Source organism: Limnohabitans parvus II-B4 (genome assembly GCF_003063455.1).
Lineage (GTDB): Bacteria > Pseudomonadota > Gammaproteobacteria > Burkholderiales > Burkholderiaceae_C > Limnohabitans_A > Limnohabitans_A parvus.
In genome coordinates this window covers 808,009-829,720 of record NZ_NESN01000001.1, presented here as the reverse complement: position 1 = coordinate 829,720, position 21,712 = coordinate 808,009, and the positions used below count along the sequence as shown (strand labels likewise).

Sequence of the window (21,712 nt, the reverse complement as noted above, 5' to 3'; positions counted from 1 at the left end):
AGATGCAACTCGATGAATTGGACAGCAAGTCGACCAAAGCTTTTGAGGGCTATGTGGTCAGGAAAGATTTGGTTCGAACCTTCAGTCGCCAATTTCCGGTACCAACCTACGTAGTGGAGTTTTTGCTCGGACGTTACTGCGCGACAACGGATGAAGCTGAAATCCAAGAGGGCATTGAAATCGTTCAACGCCAGTTGAGCTCCAGAACTGTCAAAGCCGGAGAGGAAGAGCTTTTCAAGGCGCGCGCACGTGAATCTGGCTCGGTCAAGATCATTGACATCATCACGGCGCGTTTGGATTCCAAAACCGACTCCTACGTTGCCACCTTACCCAGCTTACGTCTGAACGATGTGCGCCTGACACCAGAGATGGTCAAAGACAATGAGCGCATGCTGACGGGTGGTTTTTATGCCGAAATCACCTTGGAGTACGACGCCTCTATAGCTCAAGAAAAAGGTGGGCGTCCATTTGGCGTCGAGTCATTGCGTGCGATCCAGCTGTCGAAACGTGAAGTGTTGGATGTACTGGCCAAGGGCCGCGAAAGCTTCACCACTGCTGAATGGCGCGACCTGTTGTTGCGCAGTGTGGGGTTTGAGCCTGCCACTTTGACCGAACGTGCCAAGGATGCGCTGTTTTTGCGTATGGTTCCATTCGTTGAGCGCAATTACAACCTGGTGGAGTTGGGGCCTCGTGGTACGGGTAAATCTCACTTGTTTCAACAGGTTTCACCTTACGCGCATTTGATCTCTGGCGGCAAAGCCACCGTAGCGCGGATGTTTGTGAACAATTCCAACGGGCAGCGTGGTCTTGTCTGCCAATACGACGTGGTTTGTTTTGACGAAGTCTCTGGTGTTTCCTTTGATCAAAAAGATGGCGTCAACATCATGAAGGGCTACATGGAGAGCGGAGAGTTCTCTCGTGGCAAAGAAAGCATTCGTGCGGATGGCTCGATCGTGTTGGTTGGTAACTTCGATGTGGATGTGGAGCACCAGCAAAGGGTGGGACACTTGTTTAGTCCATTGCCTCCCGAAATGCGAGACGACACCGCATTCATGGATCGCATCCACTGCTTCTTGCCAGGCTGGGATGTCCCTAAGCTCAACCCTTCGCTGTTCACTGAGCATTTCGGTTTGGTAAGCGACTTTTTGTCGGAATGCTTCACGCAGCTACGAAATCAGAGTCGTGTCTCTTCACTTCAAGGGCAAGTTTTTTGGGGTGGGGCACTTTCTGGTCGCGATATCAATGGCGTGAACAAAACCGTGAGCGGCTTGTTGAAGCTGATGTATCCCGACGCCAACAGCAAGGTCTCGCCTGAAGACCTGGAGTGGGCCGTAAGGTTGGCATTGGAAGTTCGCCGTCGCGTCAAAGAGCAGCAAAAACGCATTGGCGCTGCCGAGTTCAGAAACACACATTTCAGCTACACCATCGGCACAGAGGGCGTAGAGAAGTTTGTTTCAACACCTGAGTTGCAAAGCCAAGGCGGTATCGGCGATGAACCATTGGAGTGTGGACAAGTTTGGACTATTTCCCCTGGCGGTCAAGATGAACATCCTGGTCTTTTCAGACTTGAGGTGAATGAGGGGCCTGGCAGTGGTGTGAGGGTTCTTAATAACCCTGTTCCTCAGGCATTCAAAGAATCGATTCGTTGCGCAGAGCAAAACCTCTATGCCCGCGCCATGCAATTGGTCGGCGACCGCGACCCGCGCTCTCATGAGTTTTCAGTCCAGTTGCGTGGCTTTGATGCTGCAAAGTCCGGTTCAAAAACAGGGGTTGCCGCCCTAATCGCTTTGTCTGGCGCGCTGCTGAAAAAGTCGGTGCGTGGCGGTTTGATTGTGGTCGGTGAAGTCACCCTTGGGGGCACTATTGAGCCGATTCACAACGCAGTGTCTCTTGCTGAAATTGCTGTTGAGAAAGGGGCCAAGGCTTTATTGCTGCCGGTATCTTGTCGCAAACAATTATTTGATCTGTCGGATGAAATGGCTACAAAGCTGGACATTGAGTTCTACCAAGATGGACGGGATGCATTATTGAAGTCGCTGGCCGAGTGATTCGGATTCATGGTTTAGAGCTTTTTTGAATGTCAAGAGGTTTCATATGCAATGGATGATTTCGATCAATCAGCTGGGCGCTCAACAAGCCCGTATTTTGGATGATGTGTCCAAGGATGACACACGGACGCATTGGATTGCAGGGTATGCGGGAACTGGCAAAACGGTTGTTATCACGCACCTGATAGAGCGCATGATTTCGAGAACTCGCAGTCCCTATATTTGTTTTTTGACCTACACACACGCCCTAAAAGATCTTGTCCATTCAGGGCTTAGTCAGAGGGCGCTGGCGCGCGTGACGATCCAAACAGTCGATACTTTTTTGACGACGCGAGAGAATTTTGATTACATCCTTGTGGATGAAATTCAAGATATCAAAGAAGATGTCATAGGGAAGATTTTTGCTCGAGCAGAACATGTGGTGGCAGCTGGTGATCCAGATCAATCCATTTACCTGGGGAGAGTTGATCCTGCCAACTTACGCCGTCTCCTGGGTGGTGCACGCAAACATACGTTGAAACATATTCAGCGGCTCACATTGAAAAATTACCAATTGGCGACCGCCATACTGCCAGAGGCTGAAATCGTAAGAGGTGCAGAGGTCAGGGGCGATGGCAACAATGCCCGCGTAATAAAAGGAACCAGTAAAAGGGACGAATTCGCCAAGGTTTACGCAGAGGCGTTTCGTGTTTCCTCTATCGAGCAACCAAGTGCCATTCTTTTCCCTTTTCACGAGCAAATTCATGAATTTGCATCCGTGATTTCGGGCGCTAATGGTTGGGGTAGCCCGCCTGAACGCGAGAAAACTGGACGTGTCACGAGTTACGAAGCATTCAACGATTTCTTTGCACGCAAAGGATCACCTTTGAGGTTTCTTGGCAGCAACAATGGATCCTTGCCAGAAAGTGACTCAGCTCGACTGGTCTATCTCATGACTTATCACAGCGCAAAAGGGCTGGACTTCAACAATGTTTTCTTGCCCGACCTCACTGAGGACGTAAAGCTTGATGCCAAAGATCGCCGCTTTAGTAATGGCGACAACGAGCGTCGCCACTTTTTCGTGGCAATCACACGAAGCAAAGAAAATTTGTACCTTTCATATCACGGCACCAAGCATCACTTGCTGGATTTGTTGCCGGACGAATGTCTTGAAGACTTTGTTGCGCCACGTTCAACATTCCGACGTCCTGCCTAAAGTATGAGCAGCTTTACATGTCTAACAGCCAGCGAATGGAGAAACCTATGCTCCATGGGCAGAATCCGCATCCACGAATCTAGAGCCGCATCAGGTCAATTGAACAGAGATTTCTTTGATGTTCTATTTGCCTTAGCCCCAGACAGGTTCGCTTTGGGAGACACTTCGGATGTCTTGATCGTTGAATTCACACAACTTCAGCAAAAAATTGATGGTCATCATCCCCCCGGTTTTAACCGAGGGGTCTTTTGGCTGTTGCTAGATCAGGTTGTTCAATTCTTCCCAATCAAAGCTGATGACGCCTGGACATTTGAAGGTGATGCAGACAAAGCTCGTGTTGCGATCAGTGCTGCAGTTTTCGAGCCCCAATGGGAAGAGTGGTCCAGAAATCAAATGGTGAACCAGGCGTGTATGAATGGCCTGGCTTTATGCCGAAGCTTTGGTCTAGGCAATGGCACATCCATTGACGAAAACGAGCTTTCTCATTGGCGTGGATTGGCTTTGCGCTCTAGTTACCCATCTGCTACTGGGCTCGTATTTGAGGATATTCAAGGGCTTCTCCTCAAAAGTACAGAGGGTCTGTTTGACTTGGTGAGAGAAGATTCAGTGAAAGGATCGATTTTTGTCTCAGGACCGATTGAATGGATCAATCTTCGCTCCAATACCAACATCCTTCAACAAGATCACGATTTCGCCGAACAAGCCCATGGACTGCACGAAAAATATTGGAGTGTTGAATTTGATCCATTGCTTGCTGGTTCTGAAGATATCTCAATGTTTACGACCGAATTGGAAGCAAAGTTTCCTGACATGTTTCCACGACCTTGGTCACCTGCATTGATTGCACTGCACGTACGCTACAGCCACTTGATTAAATACGGTTCAGTGAATCCCGATGAAATCATTGCTGCTGTGAACGCAATCAATAGTTCGGATGACCAAAGCTCGGCTCAACTGCTTGCATTTTTATTTGGTGTCTCACTTGGAGCCAATAAAGTTCACGACCTTGATCGCTTGCTTCACCCTCAGCGGTACCAAGTATCAAGGCCAAATGCAGATACGGCTCAAGGTTCTGACCCCATAAGTACGGTCAATTGATTGAGAGTCATATTGTTCGCGTTTCACTTCGAACCCGATCTATGCCTATAAAACCAGCCGCGTTAACGCCCGATGATCGTCAGTCCATTGCCGTAAGGGTTGTTCGGGCTGTCTTGGTTGTACCGACTGCCAGCACCATAGGGGTTGTTGATACTGTCGTTTGAATACTTGCTCCCATATCTTCCGTAGGGGTTGGTCACGCTGTCAGGGTCATATTTGTTGCTGTTGAGGTTGCCTCGAAAATTGCCTTGGCTGTCATAGAGCTTGGGGCTATCGTGCGAGCCGCCATAGGGGTTGTTGAACGTGTTGGCGGGTTGTGGTGGTGCTTTGGGCAAATAGGGGTTCGCTGTCAAGTTACCCAAGTATGTTTGGGCCGAGACGCTGGTGGTCAGTGCCATGGTCAATACGGCCACTGATACAAAAATCTTGTTCATATTGTTCCTTCAATGCGAGACGTTAACTTCTTTACACCATTCAAGGATGCATTTGAAGAGGCTCATACCGTGAGACTTTGAACTGTTTTTGGGTACAGCTTTGAATTTAATTCCTGGCTCATCCAATGCGTGCGCATCAAGATCACTCGTTGATTGGTTGATCAATAGATGAGGTGGCTCATGTGCTGAGCTACTACTCCAATAACAATGCATCAGGAGGCGACGATGACAGCGCAAATTTCTGAACAGTTGATTTTTGAGGGCCAAAAGGTCCCTTTGTTGACCAACCCTTTGAACGACTACTTCAGCCTAGGGGGCCGCGACCCGGGTTTTGAGTCAACATCCACGGCCCTTTGGCGTGGCTACGTGGGCACATGGGAAATCCTGAATGACCGCATGTACCTTGTCGCCCTCCATGGCTCGTTGAAATCGGGCGAAGATGCTGACCTGGAGAGCGTTTTCCCAGGCTTCGCGCATTGCGTCTTCGCCCATTGGTTTTCCGGCACGTTGCGCATTCCCCAGGGCAAGCGTCTTGAATACGTGCACATGGGCTACGGCAGCACCTATGAGCGCGATGTTTTGTTGACCTTGCAAAACGGCGTGGTGGTCAAGCAAGAGATTCGGCACAACGGCGTGGGTGATGAAGATGCGCCAGAAGGCTACAGCATCGGTGGAATGACGACCTGGCCATCGCGCAAACCCAACCATGGAGATGACCAATGATCTGGCTGTGGCTTTATTTGTGCCTTGGCCTGGTTTTTGGTTTGGGGGTGTATGTCCAGAATGCTCGACGACCCAAGTCAGACATGAGCCAACTTTTGGCAAGCATGCGTGGTTCTCAAAGCAGAACTGATCAAATTCTGGAAAAAGTGGTGGCTCCAGCTCTGGGTTCAATTCTTGTTGTAACGGCTTGGCCTGCTGTGATCTGGTTCATCTTCAAAGAACGAAGAAATGAAAAGCACGAGGCCAAGCGCCGAATCGACGCGGTGTTCCGGGTACGCCCTGAAGATCTCTTCGGCCAGACAACGATTGCGGAGGTTGAAGCTTCCAGCTTTGTCAAAGACCCGTTGAATGCTGTTCCTGATCTGCCCTTTGGACATTTGAATGCTGCATGGACAGACTTTATGTCCAAGAGGCCTGCTGATGCAGTGCTTTGGTCGTTTGCTTGCGATTGGACATCAGAGTGGGGCACCAAGTTCAGTCGCAAGGGCTATGTGTGGGTTTTGGAAGGAGCCTTGAGCCCTTGGATGCTGACGCAGGACGATGCCATAAAGGATGACCATGACCAATAATCTATCGAAGAGCGACATCAACATGCCTTTGCTGGGCCGCTGTGAGGCCACCTTAGCCCAGTTACCTGATGAAAAGCGAGAACATTTTCTGTATGTGATTCATGCTCTGATGGATTGCTACAAGTCTGAGGAAAACAAGGCGATTGTTTTGATCAGTGAGGGGCTTGATGACCCAGCCCGAATCAGTTTGATTGCGATCAATTCGGATGCAGACGAAACAGACGGATTGATCGAAACGCTTGGCGTGTTTCGACAAATTGATTCAAAGGTCCCAGCACATTCAATGAACTGATGGCGAGGAGTCTTCGTTGGGCGAGGCTCATGTCTTGAGCCTTTCATGGCTCAGTATTCGGTTCTCCAAAGGAGCAAAAACATGAAGATTGAAGTCATCGTTGGCAACATCGTCAAGCAACCCGACATGGAGGCGGTGGTCAACAGTGCCAATGCCAATCTGCGGCTGGGCTCGGGCGTGGCGGGGGCGATCCATACCGCCGCAGGCCCCAAGCTGGAGGAGTATTGCAAGCCCTATGCGCCCTTGCAATTCGGCGCTTTCGTGGTCACGCCGGGGTTCAAGTTGCCCAACCTGTGGGTGATCCATGTGCGAGCGGCTTCGTACACCAACCACGATGATGCACCCCAAATTTTGGAGCAGGCCATAGAAGCTGCACTCAAAGCAGCCCACCAGAATTACATTCGAGCCTTGGCAATGCCCGCCATTGGCACAGGTGTGTTTGCTTTCCCGCCTGAGTTGGCGGCAGAGATCACCGCTAAGGTGTTTTGTGCCGCATCAGCGCTGGCGCCGCACCTGCAGTGCATTCGGGTGTGCGTGGCCAGTGAATTTTTGCGTGATGTCTATGTGGCTGCCCTGGAGGCCCAAGGTCTGAGCGTCGCGCAGGCTGCGTCAGCGCCCGTATAACTGCCCCATCTTTTGAATTTCAGCCTGCACTTGTTCGCGCAAGCGGGCTGGGGCAAGCACTTCCACATCGGCCCCAAAGCGCAGGATGTCGCCAAGCAGCTCTCTTTCGTCGGCGTAGGGAATTACGAGTTCGTAACGACCATCGGCCATACGCAGGCTTTTTTGCTCGGGGTGCCAGATTTCGTGTTTAACCCATGCGGCCCGTGCTTTCGAAAACCGCAGTTGTGCCCAGGCTTTGGGTGTGCCACCAAAGATGCCGTAGCCGCCATCGAGCTGTTGACGCATGGCGATAAGGTCAATGTCTTTGCTGGCTTTGTCGAGCAGGGTGGCCCGGGTAATCGCGTCTACAGAAAAGCTCCGCAAGCCACCACGCAGGTGGCACCAGGCGTCGACGTACCAGTTGTCCCGGTAATGCACCAATTGTTGGGGCGAAACGTCGCGCAGCACGGTTTCACCGTTTTGACGGTTGATGTGCTCGACCTGAACCTGCTTGCGCTCCAGGGTGGCCTTGGCCAGGGTCTCAAAGCTGGTGAGCGGAAGGCGGCGTTTGCCCGCATGGACGGCGCGGACCCGCTGGGTCAAGGTAGCGGCATCCAGCCCTTGGCTAGCCAGCATGTCGTCCAGGCGCTTTTGAAATGGTTTGAGCTTTGGACCCAACAAGCTGGGTTCGAGCTGCACGATCATGCTTTGGATGGTCATGAGGGCCAGCATTTCGTCCTGGCTGAACCACATGCCAGGCAGTTCGGTGCTTTCTGTTTGTTCAAGCCGGTAGCCGCCCAGGTCCCGGTCGAACACGATGGGGGTGTGCAACTGGTCACGCAGCTTGGCGATGTCGCGCTTGAAGGTGGCCAGCGAGATTTCTAGCTTGGCCATGATGTCTTCGCGTGACATGGCCCTGCGGCCGCTGAGCAGGGTTTTGTATTGGTAGAGGCGATCGATTTCGGACATCGTAACTCCAGTTTTCTAAATCATACCCGTTGTGATTCATCTGAAACGGGGAGTCCAAATCAGTTCATGCAATAGTCAAATTTATCAATTTATTTTTGATGCAACTCGTAAAATTCTTCTAGATTCAGGATGTATTTGGCATCTGACTAAGGATGAATATCAACTTGTTGGCGAGAGGTGAAAAATGAATTCGACATTAAATTTGATTGATAAATTGCATGATAAAAATATGGATCATATTTTCGATTTGATAAAAGATATTTCTTTAGATGATCCGCGTTATTGGAATTGTGGAGATGTCGAAAAAGATATTTCCTATGCCGATAAGAAGAAGATCTTCAATAAATTCATGCCCAAGATAGAAAAAATCGATCCTCAGTCATTGTCTTTAGCTCATAAAGATATTCAAGAGGCAATTCGCTGGATCGTGAAAATAATCGTTGATTTTTTGTTGGGTCCTGACCCTGATGATGCTTCAATGAATGTGAGAGCGGAAGATCCAGTTTTGCGGAACACTCATGAATATTTGATGACAAAACTCCAGGCCATTCTTGACAGCGAGAAAATTTCCTCGGCAGTCAAGCCGTGAATTGCTGACTGTGTGTTACTGGGCTGGTGGATTTGGGTCTTCTGGTTACGTTACTGTGATGTTTGCATGTGTGTTATTCGTTTGCACTGATTGCCTGTTACTGTGATTTTTCACGTGCTACGGACCCAATGAAATACAACAATTTGCACTTTTTCAAGATTCGGCTTTTAATATCGTATGAAAGCATTTCTTTGCACCAAACATGCCGAATAAACGGCATGTTTGGTTCAAAGTCAGGCAAAAATAATTCAAAGTTCGGACGCAAAGGGAGATCGCAAAATGATCAATGCAATGCAACTCACAGATACATTGCTGGGCGCATTAAATGCTGGAGTTGAGGTAATGGTGAACTCACGTGAAAAGAGTTCGCAAAATAAGCTACTCAATCAATACAATCATCTCGTCCACAAATACAATGAGCTGTCTTCGACAAGTTGTCGTGCAATGAGTATCCTGAATAAAAAAATCCAGCAGCTCAATCAGGAAAATATCCAGCTGCGAGCTGAAATCAGTCGACTTCAGCGTCAGGTTCGCAAATAAATCCGGCGAAGGTTCAAAGCAAGGGTGACCGATCTAGATGACCGGTCACCCTTGTCATTCGATGAATCATGGAGATGAGAAACTGTTCTTACTCCCGAGCCTGGCAGTTTTTAATCGTTCATTTTTTTCAGGCATGAAGCGCTGTCTCGACGAGTCCAGCGGCCAGGGCAGGGGGCATGGACAGATTTGACTGACTGACTGCACATGTGGATTGCCCGCGAGTGATGGCCGGGAGGTCGACATCATCGATGAGCATTAGTGCCCAGGCTTGAACTTGAGACATGATGGTGTCCTCGTCGAAGCGCCTCATCAGCAGTTGCTGATAGAGCTTGATGCCATTCATGACGCGCACCTGTTCATAAACCTGCTTCGTTTCCTCGATCCATTTTGGTTTTTTACCATTTGGATGTGACGTCATTACATCTTTGATGGCTTGGATCCTCTGGATGCCAGCCTGCGCGAAGGCGACTGCTCCACCAAAGCCATGTAACAGGTGCTTGCAAAGGCGTTTCATCAGAAGATGGTCGGACTCGATTAACTGCTGCACGGCTTCCATGGCCGCTCTAGCTGTGACTGTCTGTGAAGACGTGGTCACGAATCGGGTGTGGTGATAAAGCAGTGCGCTGGACGGTGATGCATAGCGGTGCCCAACCTCTCCTAGAGACAGCAGTAGCGCGGCGGCGCTGACCGCTTGCATAGTAGCCTGTGTATGCATTTTCCGTCCTTGTGCTCGCCAGAAGTCGATGCGCTCCATCATGAAGTCGAGAGCCAGGGTCTGCCCCCCAGGACTGTGGATGCGAAGCAGCACAGTCTCATATTGGTAGTAGTCGTAAAGAGAGTCCAGCTCATCGCAAAAATCTAGCGCGAGCTGATCGGTGATAGGGCCATTGATTAGCACAATGCCTTTTTCGTGTGTACGCAGCGTGCGGAGGATGGTGTCTGTCATTGAAATCTCCCCATTATTCTCGAATCGTTGTTTCAGTTCATGTTTTCTAACTTCGCTCGGCTGCGTCCCCAGCGCCCATCCGATAGCAACCAATAGGCTTCGCCCGGCGCTAGTTGGCTTGGAGGTCGGGCATCGGCGATGTGCATGCCTGAACTAGGTGGAGGTGGCAGCAGTTGACGCAGCAGCTCGCTTGAGTCGGGCTCAGTCGAACGCATGAGCCAACGGGAAGGGGTATTAGCGACCAGGATGCGAACAGCGTCCTTAGCATCGACGCCACTGCCCATGGCATGCTCAAGCGATTTCAGGCTTTGGGTTGCGAGCACGACGTTCGTACGATACGAACGGCAGCGGTCAAGCAGAGCTTGCTCTCCGCTAATGCGGTCTTGAGTGACGAAACGATGTGCTTCGTCAACGATGATGCCAACGGGGCGGTGCATTTGCTGGCGTGAAAAAACTGCAGCGTAAAAGCGGGCCTTGAGTGCGCGGGCTGCGATGGTCGCGCCTTTGCTGTTCGAAGGTTGAAACACTACGATGCGACCGCGGTCGATGATGCGTTGGATATTCATGTGCGCTTTGTGCCGGCGCGGGTAAGGGTCAGCATCGACCGCCCTTGTGAAGTCGGGGTCTGTCAGCGACTTCAGCAGAGTGTCTGCACTCATGCAAACGTAATTCCACTGCTGGATTAGTTCGTTGTCGCCCGTAAAGTTCTTAAACACGCTTGCTGCAGGTGAACTCACTTTGCACAGGTCGAGCAGACGGGCAAGATTTCTGGCGGTATCTCTCAGTCGGGTTGAACTTGTGCGAGTGTGATCCAGCAGGTAGCGCAGTTGATGCCAGAAACCATGTTCAAAGACTTCCCCGGGCCTGAGATCGTCGAGCATCTGTTTGAGAAGTGATGTCTGTGTTTTTTCCTGGAAGTCCTGTTCCAGCCTCATCAGGTCAGCCAGCAGGGCGTCTGCGAGCTCTCTCCAGTAGGAGTTTTCTTCGACCTTATTTTGGTCGAGCAGCAGTCGTAGCTCATCGAGTTTGTCAGCAGGGCTCAGTCGCAAGCCTTCATCGAAGAATCTGACCGGCGGGCATTTGCCGATGACAGTGACTCTGCGCGAGGGGTGATCCCGCTGGATCCGCTGATCAATGACAGCTGCGAGTTCTCGCTTGGGATCAATCACTAGCATGCTCATCTCTGTACCGTCTCTCAACTTGTAGCCGAGCATTGCATTCATGATTGGAATGACGACGGATTGGCTTTTGCCACAGCCGGTCCCGCCCAGCACTAGACTGTGGGTCAACACGGTGGGGTGCAGCGTTTCGTGACCGAAGAAGCCCTTCGCACGGGCGATCCGGAAAGGAGGATCGCTGGCCCTCCAGGGGGCGGGTGTCATGATGACTTGGCGTGCTTTGACAGGGCGTTGTCTTTTTTCCAGCTTTTTCATTGAGGTCAGCAGACCGTGAGTGATGGGGTCCTGCCTCTTTGCGCTCTTTTCATTTTTTTCATGCAACCAAGCAAAGCAAGCGCGAGTTTCGAAACGTTCTACGAGTAACAATAATCTGGCAGGTTTGACGGAGTTGCTTAAGGAGTAAGCTTGTGGAAGTGTCGTTCGGTTCTTGCTGATGTGTGAGTCTTTCAGCACGCGTTCGATTAGTTCTGCAGTCCACTTATGCCAGAATCGACCATCATTTTTTGCAACACGAAGATCTTCTTTGAACTTGCCGATCTGGTCCGGTTGGTAAGGGGTGTAGCGCAGCAGCAGAAACAGCTCGTGGATCATGCCGCGACGTACTTCTCGCCCATCTGTCGCTTCTGTTGCAGATTCATCTGGACAGACGTTTAAAGCTGCGACGCGAAGATATTTGCGAAACCTCTGCTCGCCTACTTTGACCTTGAACTCCCGGTTGTTAACGCTCATACTAATTCTGGGAAGGGCGCGCCACTTGGCCGGTTCTGCATTGTGGGTGTCTTCGTCCGCAGGATCAAACAAATTCATTTCACTCATTTTCATTCTCTAAATGGCACAGACACTCCTTCGAAGCGAATGCCACGAAGCAAAAGAAATGTCATGTGAGTAATAGCCAGGAAGCGGCCGAAGGGATGACGTGCGCACAATCGACCACTTGACCATTCGACGCGCGACTTTCCCTGCAGGGGCTTAACCCGGTTTTCTAAAATAGAGGTATTGCCCTCAACAGCTCAGCCGCTGAGGTATTCGTGAAATGAAGATGCACCACCACCCACCATGGTCAAGAACCACCGCTTCAGATACAGCGGTTGGGTCTTGCATGGAATGAGTTGAAAGCATGTGCGAATTTTGATGGCCCTTTGATCGAGCGTCAAATTTCGACTCATTCACGATCCGACTCCTGTTCCTGTGGCGCAGTTTCTGATTTCGCATGACTGATGGCGACTGCTAAAGCGATCGATGCGGATAGGGTGTTTAGCCAAGTGGCAATAATGAGAACCGGGTCGGCATCATGCATATATGCGTAAAAGAGCGTGAGGCTACCCGCGATAGTTGTCCAGATTGATTGAACCGGGGGTGATTTCCCGTTTGTTTTCTTGCGTGTTTCGTGCAAATCGATGCACAGCCGCGCAGTGGCTACGCTGATGACCGCGACCGCAAGTGCAGTCTTAATGACGTTTTGCATTTTTCTCTCTCCCTAAAAAAATCCACGCGCAGGAGAAGTCCTGGCTGGTGCCCGCTAAGGCAAAAAAAAGGGAGAAAACTTAAGGGGAGCTATCGACTTCGCATGCTAGTTTAAGCACCAAGGCTGGTGCGTTTAGGCAGTGATTTCAGAGCAAGAATCATTTGGAAGGTTTGCTATGCAGCGAAGTGTAGGGACCTTGGCGAGGCTTGCCAAATTTCGACAAATTCACTTGTTGTTTTTATGCTTTGTGAAAAATTAGTCAAAATATTTTTTTGCTAAGTTGTTGATAAGACTGGGTTGCTGACCAGTTTTGCATCGGTTTTGAACGCGCTTTGCATTGCTCGGATTACTCACTGATGGCGTAAAACTCTGTCAAATTATGGTGACGCTTGATCAGCCACGGGCCCCACTAGCTTCCATTGCGCAATCGAGCTAGTTAGTTGTCCTTGTCGCTTCGTTCAATAAGCTTCGCATGCGATGGCAATCTCAATGTCGTTGTGCCCGTGTCAGTGGGGCGGACAAACTGCGTCATTGGCCTTAGAGAGTGCAAAAGGCAAGAGCCCGGATCGATCACGAAGATATCGTCCACGAAAAAAAACGATTGCGAAAAAAACCGGTGGCGATAACTAAGTAGACGAAATCATCGGATGCGAACTGCTTCGGTCACGTAAACAGAACCAGATGACTTTTGCATGGGCCTTCAGTGCGATTCGCCAACGGACCTTCGAGAACGAGGTTCGCATTCGAATTGATTCATCAACGATGTTTGAACTCGGAGGTCCTGAGGTGGCCGGTATGCAGCGGTAGCGGTCAGTTGACCCATGCGTCTGACTGACTCTGAGTGTCATCAAGCGGTCGCTCAACTTAGCGGTCTCGGTACGCCTGGAGGACAGTTGAACGAGAGACGACCAATCAGTGCGAACCAGGCACTTTCTCATCGCTGCTCCTCAGGACTACTGCCCGTACATCGACTGCTGCCAGATTGGCAAGGCGTTGAGCGAAGCTGGAAGAGTAACAGCTCGGAGCTAAGTCGTGTGGGCGTGTACAAGATATCAAGTGTTGGGTGGCTCAGCTATTTCAGCCGTAACGCCTGCTTCCAGTCCGGCGCTTGCCACTCCCAGACGTGAACCTCCTCAAACATCTTGGGCAGGAGCATGCGACCAATCTCGATGCTCGCCGACAGCGGAGTAGCAGGATAGATGTGTACGACTCGGACGCCGGCAGCGAAGAGTTGCTGCAAGAACGCGTTAAAGCTTGTGCGGAACTGCTGAAGGTGCGCGCCCTTGCGGATGATGCCACGGCCCGGAACCACCGCCTCGAACTCGACGACCACGCGCCCAACGGGCAGCTGAACCTTGCCTGAGATGCTCACCACCACCGAGACCTCGCAAGGAAGTGAGACGGGCACGTTGTAGGCGTACTGCGGCTCCGGGCAGCCATCTCGGGTGTCCCAAAGCCATTTTTCGCCCGGTAAGTCGAGGATGGCGGCCGGCGTCTTGTCGCCGATGAGAGCGCCGAGCTTCATAAGCATGGGAATGGGTGCGAACGCGGCGATGGTCAGATGCGTAGCACCACCGCGGGTGGTAAGCGCGGGTAGCACTCGTTGCTCGTACTGCTGCGTGAGTGCACGCTGAGCGTTTGGCCAGAAGTCCGTGTCGTTGTCCTGTAGGTGGAAGTTGCTCTGGTCAATGTGTATGGCGGTGGATGTCGGAAACAGCTTGAAGTTGCTGTTAGTAAGCATCGCGTATTGGATGTCCCGCACCTCGACTACGGGCACATGGGTGCCCACGGGAAACGACATGATCAGCGGTGTGCTCTCGACCACACCGCTGGCTGAGTAGATGAGCTGGATGCGCGCTTCATGCTCGCGCTTCATTGCGCGCAGCTGTTCGGCCGTGAACTCATTGCTTCGGCCATCGCGGTCGATGCGGGCATGGCATTCGAAGCACGCGAGCATGAGGTTGCTCGGGTCTGCTGCGAGCCGCTCTGACTCGCCTGGAACGCCGCGAGGCCCAGCAGGGCTGTCGGCAATAATGTGCGCGTATTCGCCAACATTGCATTTAGCCATTGTGAGGAAGTCCCGGTCCACCGACTTGCAACAACCTCGGAACTCGCATCGGCCGGCCGCAGCAACCCACAGGTCACGTCGAACGGTCGCCGGGATGTAGGCGCGTTCAACCTTCCTGGTCATGGCTTTCGGCTTAGCGCCGCCGCTGCTAGGTACTTTACTTTTGGGCATTAGTATTCTCCAGCTTCAACTCTCGTAGCGCGCCTCGACGACTCAACGTCCAGACGCGAATGCAGTGCGTACCAACGATTGGAAAGAACAGGCGATCCCCCTCGTAAGTGTCGCATGCGACGGCCTGCTGCCAATCGTTCCGGTCAACACCAGATGGCGTGGGGTCGCGCTCGGGATGCGTATGCCAAAGACCTAGGTAGGCGGAGGTGTTGTGCTCCTGCAGCCACCGCTGGCGAGCCACCTGTTCGTGCTTTCGTGACCGGAAGAAATTGAACCGGCTGCGGCGGTCAGTGTACTGGGGCGTTGAGATCTCGTCGACGACGATGTCGTGCGAGTCGAGCAGATGTCGTCCCATCATTACGCCGCCTGCTTCCCTATCCGACCACCAGTGCTGTGCGAACGCCTCCATCTGCTTGAGTGCGTCTTCGACGATGATGAGTCGCTGCTTAGGCGTAACGCGGTACACCAGGTTCACGGCGAAGGCTCCTTCGGCGCGCGACAGTGAAGGCACGGGCGGCCGAACACCATGCGGGTAGCTTCCTTGTACGAGGTTGTCCGTGCAGCCTGGAACCAAGGCGTAGTCCGCAAACCCTGCTTGGCAGCAGCAGTTCCCTCACCAACCCAGAAGCGGTAGGAGGGCCTACGCGCGTCGTCTCCGGCCGTAGCCCAGGTCATCGCAGAAAGCAGATGCTCGGCGGCCAGAAGGCCTGTCTTTCGCGCCTGAATGGGCCCGAACGGCACGAACGCACCGGCACATCCCGTTAAATTGCGAGTAACCGGTTGATTCGGCTCGAGGAAGGACGTACGAGACGCCTGTGACGGCAGACCCTCGTCATCCCGATAGGCGCAGTCGAGGCAGCCATCACCTTTGGTCCACATCAGCACAGAGTGACCTCCGAGGTCCATGGCTTCGAGCCACGTGAAGACCACCGGGATTTCTTGCCGCCCGCCCTTAAGCACGCGCGAGAATGAACGCTCCACCGAGGGGGCGCCGAACGCAAATACGATTCCGTCGTATTGGCGGAGGTCGGCAGTCTTCCACCACTTCTGCGCAGTCGAGGTGACCGGGGTGATGCTCAGGCCGGGGTACCGCCGTTCCAACGCGAGCTTGAGTCCGACGGGTTTCGAGATATCGATGTAGATCGGCTCGAGCAGGTGGCGGAAGACGTTGTCCGCCGAATACTCGTCGTGGTCGACCACCGTGAGATTTCGAACGCCTGCCGCGGCCAGCGTATCCACGACAACGCTACCCACGGCGCCTGCTCCGAGCACTGCGACATGCTTCCCAGACAGCTCGAGCGCGCTGCCCCCACGCTCCCGCATGTACTGAGGCGCATGCCGGCGCATAGTCAGCGGCGTGACGGACGCACTCTTATCGATCCCGCCGCCGCGCGCGGTAAATACCGCAGCGACAAGCGACAGGCCACCAGCCTGGCGGGGAGCCGAGACCAACAGCGCCAGTTGCTTGGGCGAATTCTTCGAGGGACCGAGAAGCTGGTTCCATAGATTCAACTGCTCGGGCGTCAGCTGTTGGTGCACGGCGTCGATGAAGGCTGTCGTCAGCTTGTTGGGCTTCGCAGGGGGGAGCTCCAGCGCATCCAGGTGCACGTACAGCGCCCGTTGCCCGGCAAGCTTCTCCTGCCGTACGTCCCTGGGCCGGTCGGTTTCAGGTTCTACGAAGTACCAGTTCGGCGTCTTCAGCCTGGAGTTAACGAACCCCTTGACCATCCGCGACTTACCATCGACCTCGAAGTAGGCGCGAGAGCGTAGCGAACCAGGCAGGTGCAGCCAGTACCCCTCGAGTTCATTGAAGAACTCTCCGTAACCAGTGGCTGCATCGACCGCAGACTCCTCGAGCAAGTCGTAGGCCTTCAGGGCGGCATGTGCGACGATTTCCGCGGGGCGGCTCGGGTCCAGCGACAGACCTTGGCCATCGTCGATGCACACGGCTCCCGAATAGCTGACGTGCGCGAGCGGCGTGGTAGGCGGCTTCGTCGCGACCCAAGGGAGGCGCAGGTGTGCCTCGTCGCAGTCGATGAAGAGGGGCCAATTGCGTGTCGCTCCCGTCAGTTCGACAGCCAATATGGTCGGCCTCGATTCCTGCATCCGCACGACAGCAATCCCGCGTAGAGAGCAGGCGGACTTCACCGCGTCGAACGCGGCATCCACCTTTACGGGATCACCAACCTCGGCGGAGACCATGTCCGTTAAGCGGAGTTGCCGGTGCTGATGACTGCGGGCGCGACCATCTTGGCCGTCTCAGCCTTCTCGGGCACCTTGAAATCGTCGCCGAACTGCTTCTTAAGCAACTTGCATGCGTCCTCAGGCAGCTCTTCGTCGTAGGCCTCCTGAAGGGCGTCGCGCAGTGATTCGAGCCGCTCCTTGAAGTCCGTCATCTGGGCAGCGGTGCGCTTGGCCATCAAGTCAGTGTACGGCTGAACTGGCAGCGGAACCCTCAGACGCTCATGCCACCCGTCATCCTCGCAGTATTCGTCGGTGAAGTTGTCGAGCATCGCCTGGACCCAGTCGAGCATCGCCAGCAGGTCGACGGGCTTGCCAGACGTGCTGAAGTTCGGCTTGAACCACCTCAGCGCAGCTACGGTCAGTGCGATGCTGAGCGGTGCGCCGGGACCCGAAAATTTCCAATGGCGCCAGCGCTTAAGGTAGCGAATGCACCGGCGGTACTGCGCCAGCTCTTCCGAGTCTTCGAATGCGCCGCACACCAGCTTGGTCAGGCCCTTCGGGTCAGACACTTCCCAGATGCGGTGCTCCTCGGCGGAGTTTTCCTTGCCCTTTGCTAGGTACAGCGTCCCACTGGCGTCCTGGCTGTAGACGGCTAGGTCAACGTGATAGGCCGTCTTACCGCCGCTGATGTAGTTGACAGTCACGCACGGCCGGCGAATCTCGACTGTACGGAAGTTCGTGTCTACCGCGTCACGCACCTTCTTCTTGAGCGCAACTGGGTCGGGGTACTTATCTTGGTTCCAGTCGAAGATGAGGCCGACGTCGATGTCGAAGTTGCCGTCCAAGGGCACCACGCCTGTGTGCATGGAATAGCTCCCCTGATTGAAGTTGGTGAAGGTCGGCACTTCTTCGCCGAGGTTGTCCTTCAGCGCCTTGATGATGATGTCGCGCTTTTCGCGCAAGGTGGCCTTCTCGTCGTCTTCATTGAAACAGATGGCCTTGTGGAAGTCTTCGAACTGTTTTTGCACTGCAGGCATCTTCTTGTCCCTATCGTCTAAGAGCCAGGTCACGACTGCAGCGAGGAGTCCGAGACCTAGAAGTGGGTGCATGGGGGTGAAATCACTTTGCGGCTGTGCCACATTTTAGTATTTTTAAGAGCTACATATGCGTATTTAATTAAATTTATGATCTACATAAATATATGTGGGCCGCAGTGCAAATAGCGCCAGCGTTACAGAGACACTTGGCCTCTACGTTTTCGGCCAAGAGCTCGAAGGCAAGTGCCCGTCCGGCACCGCTATCTCTAAGTCGAGTTCTTCCTACCCGTATTGTGCGATCCGACCACTCACGTCGTCGGGGTTAACTGCTTTAAGAGCCGAGGGTGGGTTTCGTCGCCTGTCGTGGAGTCCATACCTCGGACCTGTGCGTCAGCAGGTTGTCCGGGAGACTTGATAGTCCGCAGCCGACAGGGATCAGTCGTTCGCAGGGCACTCCTCGAGCGACTGTATCCAGCCTACAGCCGAAATTGATTTGATCAACTTGAATGGTCAACCAGAACCCTTCTTAATGTTGTGGTCTTTGATAATAAAAATATCAAAATCTACATTTTCGAATCCATATTTCAGTCGCGAAATCGTAGTGATCTTCAAAATCGAAGCTACTTTGAAAATAGTCACGCTTAGATTCCACTCCTTTCGTTTTGACACGTTCTTTCGGTACAGAATAAATCCATTCGGACTTAATAGGAGCCGAATAAAAAAGCCCCCGTGGCGTTAGCAACGGAGGCTTAGTGCGCATCTAGCGCGTGTCGTCTTGGCGGAGGACACGCTATTGTTTCTTGAAACGCTTACATTTGTCAATAAGCATTTCAAGGGCTAGCTGGGTGCGTTTTTCTAACGAGAACGAGAGAAAAGTGCATGAAAAAACCCATCGATTTCGAAGCCCCGAATGTGAACGAAGAATCTTACGGTCACGAAAAAAATCACGCAAACGAAAAGTCTGCGAATGTTGCTCATCAACCTGAGCGACTCCTGCGGTTGAATCAGGTTCTGAAGCTGTTCCCGGTAAGCCGCTCCACATGGTATTCGGGCGTAGCTAAGCAAATCTTCCCTGCGCCCGTTCAGCTGTCCGCTAGGTCAGTTGCTTGGATTGAGTCTGAAATTCTCGCGCTCATTGCTTCAGCCGCATCCAAGCGATCCTGAATTCAATATTGAAAGATCCCTGGAAGGTTTCGGCCTTTCCAGGGGAATGCATTCGAAAGCTCGTTTTATTTCGAGTCGCTCGAGTCTTTCTGTATATCTGTGAAGGAATGATAGTGAGAAACGGGACACTAGAGAAAGAACCTGTTAGCAAGGCATCGAAAAAGGTCCAAGTCAAACGTATCCAAAGGGAAAAACTCAAACCTACAAGTGTTGCGCTGACTGAGGACGAGATCCGCAATTTGAAGGCTGAAGCCAAGCGACGCCACTGCGCCAGAAGTGCTTTGATCAGGACAGCTATTCAGCAGATGTTAGGAAATTCAAGCCATCAACTCACTATGTCGAATGCGCAAAAGCACATGCGAACAGAGGAGCTTGCAGAGATGTCTAACCTCGTGATGCGCCTGGCTTATGCAGCTGCGAGTCTAGAAGTGCGCATCACTCGCAGGCGCAGAGATCATGTTCGATTGCTTATCAGTGAGACCATGACGTGTTTGCAACGTCTTTCGGGTATGTATAAATGCTGATCAAAATCAATTGCTATACAGCAAAACAGAGGCAGCGTGTCTGTGAAATTTCAAGGCTCATTCGCTATCTTCTTGTCGGTCGAGGGCCTGGTCAATCGCTGGTGAGATTGGCTGGTCCGCCTTTCTGCCGAAATTTGATTCAACGCCACAATCCGTTTGGGGGTGAGATGGAAGAGTCGGCAACCGATATAGCTAAGCAATTGACGAGTTCAGTCCTGAGCGCGCGTATTGGTGATTCGAGGCCGCACGATCTTTGCACACATGTCATCATGAGTATCCCACCTCGCTATCGTTCAAGAAATGCATTGAAGAGCCTGGACTTCAATGAAAAAAATTCCGATGAAGGAACGTATGTCGGAGCTCTTCGCATCGCGTTGGATATTCTCGATATGTTGGCTATAGATCATCGACTTGCTTTGTATTGCGTTGTGCATGCAGACCGCCGTCACATGCATATTCATGCCATAGTTGGGCGTTTTGCTTATGGGGCGCGTGACCTGGTTTCCGATAGAAGTTCATTCGATTTAATTCGAATATCGAAAACTATCGACGAGCGCTATAGCCTTTGTAAGGGCGGCGCGGCTTTCAAAAATTCACACCGACAAGCAACTAATGCACTGGTGTGAAGAGTGGTTTGATCGTTTCGATTGATGTTGAAATGGTTTTGTTAAGAGTAAAGGAACTCTGACCATTCAGCCATCATTTTTCGACGTTTTTCAACCAATGTAGTTCGTTGATATGCTTCGATCGTTTTGTCATCTAATGCATGAGCAAGAGCCATTTCTCGAAGCTCAACTTCGTAATTAGTCATCTCGGATGCCCATACTGTGAAGCTTGCACGGAAACCGTGCGGCACGGCATTTGCGCCCATGCGTCTCATGAGTTGAGTCATACTCATATCGGAAAGTTGCTTGCCGCTTCGCCCAGGGAAAATGTAATCTTGCTGATCGTCGTCCGTTGCAAAACGCGGCAGTGTTTGAAGCAGTTTCAGGGCCTCTGAGGTCAGTGGCACAGTGTGGTCGCGTCCTGACTTCATTCGATGTCCAGGAATTTTCCACAATCCATCCTGTAGGTCAATTTCGGACCAGACTGCGCCACGGGCCTCACCCGAGCGGCATGCAGTCAGGATGACCCATTTCAATGCTTTTGCTGTCTTGCCTTCGACCAACTCTAGACGTTGAACAAATGCACGCATCTCTTTCACTGGGATAAAAGCGTGATGTTTACGCATATTAACCTTAGATGGTTTAGGCAGCGAATGTTGTAGATTGCCACGCCACTGGGCCGGATTCTCCTTAGATCTGTAGCCACGGCTAGCAGCCCAACTCAACACCAGCTCAATGCGGTTGCGGAGTCGGACCATCGTTTCATTTTTCGTTTGCCAATGTGGCTCAATGACTCCTAGGACATCATTCACCGTCACTTCTCGAACATGTTTACGTCCAATCAAGGGGCTTGCGTAGGTTTGAAGTGTGCTGACCCATTGAGCAGCGTGTTTTTTGTTCTTCCAGCTGCTGCGATGTAGCTCGATGTAGTCACTGGCGCACTTGTCAAATGTCCATTCAATCTTTTGTCGCTGTTGTCTGCGCTCAGAGATGGGGTTGACACCGGATTTGATTTGATCCTTGAGGGCTTGAGCTTTTTGGTGCGCCATAGCCAAGCTCACAGCTGGGAATGAGCCCAATCCAACATCTGATCGTTTAAGGCCAATGAAGGTGCGAAGGATCCAAGAGCGTGCACCTGATTCGCTCACGGTCAGATAGAGCCCAGCTACTCCACCAACTGCATGAAAACCTGGCTTGGTCAGTTGCCTTACTTGAAGGGCGCCCAGCTGCTTGGCAATTCTTGGCATTTTTAAGCTTCGAAAAATCTATACCATCAACTATACCATCATAGAAAAATGCGATTTCACTGG

At 52.2% G+C, this 21,712-nt stretch carries 21 protein-coding genes; 11 read left to right on the top strand and 10 right to left on the bottom strand.

From position 1 onward, the window contains the following. Positions 1-2: 2 nt before the first annotated feature. The 3 genes from brxL to B9Z37_RS14295 are packed head-to-tail and all read left to right on the top strand — an operon-like array spanning position 3 to position 4,341. Positions 3-2,048, top strand: a complete 2,046-nt coding sequence (brxL, locus tag B9Z37_RS03850) for a protease Lon-related BREX system protein BrxL (protein ID WP_108311675.1) — start codon at positions 3-5, stop codon at positions 2,046-2,048. Positions 2,049-2,094: 46 nt separating this feature from the next. Beyond that, positions 2,095-3,243 carry a 3'-5' exonuclease gene (locus tag B9Z37_RS03845; protein ID WP_108311674.1) on the top strand — a complete coding sequence of 383 codons (1,149 nt, stop codon included), beginning with the start codon at positions 2,095-2,097 and terminating at the stop codon, positions 3,241-3,243. A gap of 54 nt (positions 3,244-3,297) precedes the next feature. Next, entirely contained in the window at positions 3,298-4,341 is a 1,044-nt protein-coding gene (locus B9Z37_RS14295) for a hypothetical protein (RefSeq protein ID WP_146179697.1), read from the top strand. Positions 4,342-4,403: 62 nt separating this feature from the next. Here the strand turns inward: B9Z37_RS14295 and B9Z37_RS03840 are convergent, their stop codons facing one another. Further along, positions 4,404-4,775: a hypothetical protein gene (locus B9Z37_RS03840; protein ID WP_108311673.1), complete on the bottom strand. Its 372-nt coding sequence runs from the start codon at positions 4,773-4,775 to the stop codon at positions 4,404-4,406. 225 nt (positions 4,776-5,000) lie between these two features. Between B9Z37_RS03840 and B9Z37_RS03835 the strand changes: the two genes are divergently transcribed. From B9Z37_RS03835 to B9Z37_RS03820, 4 genes are all read left to right on the top strand, one after another. Then, positions 5,001-5,498, top strand: coding sequence for a hypothetical protein (locus B9Z37_RS03835; RefSeq protein ID WP_205872534.1), 498 nt, complete (start codon positions 5,001-5,003; stop codon positions 5,496-5,498). A gap of 83 nt (positions 5,499-5,581) precedes the next feature. Next, positions 5,582-6,067: a hypothetical protein gene (locus B9Z37_RS03830; protein ID WP_146179696.1), complete on the top strand. Its 486-nt coding sequence runs from the start codon at positions 5,582-5,584 to the stop codon at positions 6,065-6,067. Then, a complete protein-coding gene (locus B9Z37_RS03825; protein ID WP_146179695.1) occupies positions 6,057-6,359 on the top strand; it encodes a hypothetical protein in 303 nt (100 codons plus the stop codon). The genes B9Z37_RS03830 and B9Z37_RS03825 overlap by 11 nt, the downstream gene beginning before the upstream one ends. Before the next feature lie 81 nt (positions 6,360-6,440). After that, positions 6,441-6,983, top strand: a complete 543-nt coding sequence (locus tag B9Z37_RS03820; RefSeq protein ID WP_167394311.1) for a macro domain-containing protein — start codon at positions 6,441-6,443, stop codon at positions 6,981-6,983. Here B9Z37_RS03820 and B9Z37_RS03815 read toward each other — a convergent pair. Continuing rightward, positions 6,969-7,931 carry a helix-turn-helix transcriptional regulator gene (locus B9Z37_RS03815; protein WP_108311669.1) on the bottom strand — a complete coding sequence of 321 codons (963 nt, stop codon included), beginning with the start codon at positions 7,929-7,931 and terminating at the stop codon, positions 6,969-6,971. The genes B9Z37_RS03820 and B9Z37_RS03815 overlap by 15 nt on opposite strands. Before the next feature lie 184 nt (positions 7,932-8,115). Here B9Z37_RS03815 and B9Z37_RS03810 point away from each other — a divergent pair, with 184 nt between their 5' ends. Both B9Z37_RS03810 and B9Z37_RS03805 read left to right on the top strand, forming a co-directional pair. Next, positions 8,116-8,520 (top strand): DUF4211 domain-containing protein, encoded by a 405-nt coding sequence (locus tag B9Z37_RS03810; RefSeq protein WP_146179694.1) that lies wholly within the window; start codon positions 8,116-8,118, stop codon positions 8,518-8,520. A gap of 279 nt (positions 8,521-8,799) precedes the next feature. Continuing rightward, positions 8,800-9,060: a hypothetical protein gene (locus tag B9Z37_RS03805; protein ID WP_108311667.1), complete on the top strand. Its 261-nt coding sequence runs from the start codon at positions 8,800-8,802 to the stop codon at positions 9,058-9,060. A gap of 127 nt (positions 9,061-9,187) precedes the next feature. On the opposite strand, the gene B9Z37_RS03800 is transcribed toward B9Z37_RS03805, so the two are convergent. The 7 genes from B9Z37_RS03800 to B9Z37_RS03770 form a co-directional block, all read right to left on the bottom strand. After that, the gene (locus B9Z37_RS03800; protein ID WP_108311666.1) at positions 9,188-10,006 is read right to left on the bottom strand and encodes an ATP-dependent Clp protease proteolytic subunit; all 819 of its coding nucleotides are present in this window, start codon (positions 10,004-10,006) and stop codon (positions 9,188-9,190) included. Positions 10,007-10,038: 32 nt separating this feature from the next. Then, positions 10,039-12,000 (bottom strand): type IV secretory system conjugative DNA transfer family protein, encoded by a 1,962-nt coding sequence (locus B9Z37_RS03795; RefSeq protein ID WP_167394310.1) that lies wholly within the window; start codon positions 11,998-12,000, stop codon positions 10,039-10,041. Positions 12,001-12,346: 346 nt separating this feature from the next. Continuing rightward, on the bottom strand, positions 12,347-12,649 hold the full coding sequence (locus B9Z37_RS03790; protein WP_108311664.1) for a hypothetical protein: 303 nt from the start codon (positions 12,647-12,649) through the stop codon (positions 12,347-12,349). A 1,072-nt stretch (positions 12,650-13,721) separates the two neighbouring features. After that, complete coding sequence (locus B9Z37_RS03785) at positions 13,722-14,840, bottom strand: SAVED domain-containing protein (RefSeq protein ID WP_167394309.1); 1,119 nt, start codon at positions 14,838-14,840, stop codon at positions 13,722-13,724. Between the two features lie 34 nt (positions 14,841-14,874). Continuing rightward, complete coding sequence (locus B9Z37_RS03780; protein ID WP_108311662.1) at positions 14,875-15,363, bottom strand: Mov34/MPN/PAD-1 family protein; 489 nt, start codon at positions 15,361-15,363, stop codon at positions 14,875-14,877. Continuing rightward, positions 15,360-17,090: a ThiF family adenylyltransferase gene (locus B9Z37_RS03775; RefSeq protein ID WP_108311661.1), complete on the bottom strand. Its 1,731-nt coding sequence runs from the start codon at positions 17,088-17,090 to the stop codon at positions 15,360-15,362. The genes B9Z37_RS03780 and B9Z37_RS03775 overlap by 4 nt, the downstream gene beginning before the upstream one ends. Positions 17,091-17,095: 5 nt before the next feature. Continuing rightward, positions 17,096-18,109, bottom strand: coding sequence for a nucleotidyltransferase domain-containing protein (locus B9Z37_RS03770; protein WP_146179693.1), 1,014 nt, complete (start codon positions 18,107-18,109; stop codon positions 17,096-17,098). 879 nt (positions 18,110-18,988) lie between these two features. On the opposite strand from B9Z37_RS03770, the gene B9Z37_RS03765 reads away from it, so the two are divergent. Continuing rightward, positions 18,989-19,273, top strand: coding sequence for a helix-turn-helix transcriptional regulator (locus tag B9Z37_RS03765; protein ID WP_108311659.1), 285 nt, complete (start codon positions 18,989-18,991; stop codon positions 19,271-19,273). Positions 19,274-19,790: 517 nt separating this feature from the next. Continuing rightward, a complete protein-coding gene (locus B9Z37_RS14290) occupies positions 19,791-20,423 on the top strand; it encodes a hypothetical protein (RefSeq protein WP_146179692.1) in 633 nt (210 codons plus the stop codon). Positions 20,424-20,464: 41 nt separating this feature from the next. Here the strand turns inward: B9Z37_RS14290 and B9Z37_RS03755 are convergent, their stop codons facing one another. Further along, entirely contained in the window at positions 20,465-21,649 is a 1,185-nt protein-coding gene (locus tag B9Z37_RS03755; RefSeq protein WP_108311657.1) for a tyrosine-type recombinase/integrase, read from the bottom strand. Positions 21,650-21,712: the final 63 nt, after the last annotated feature.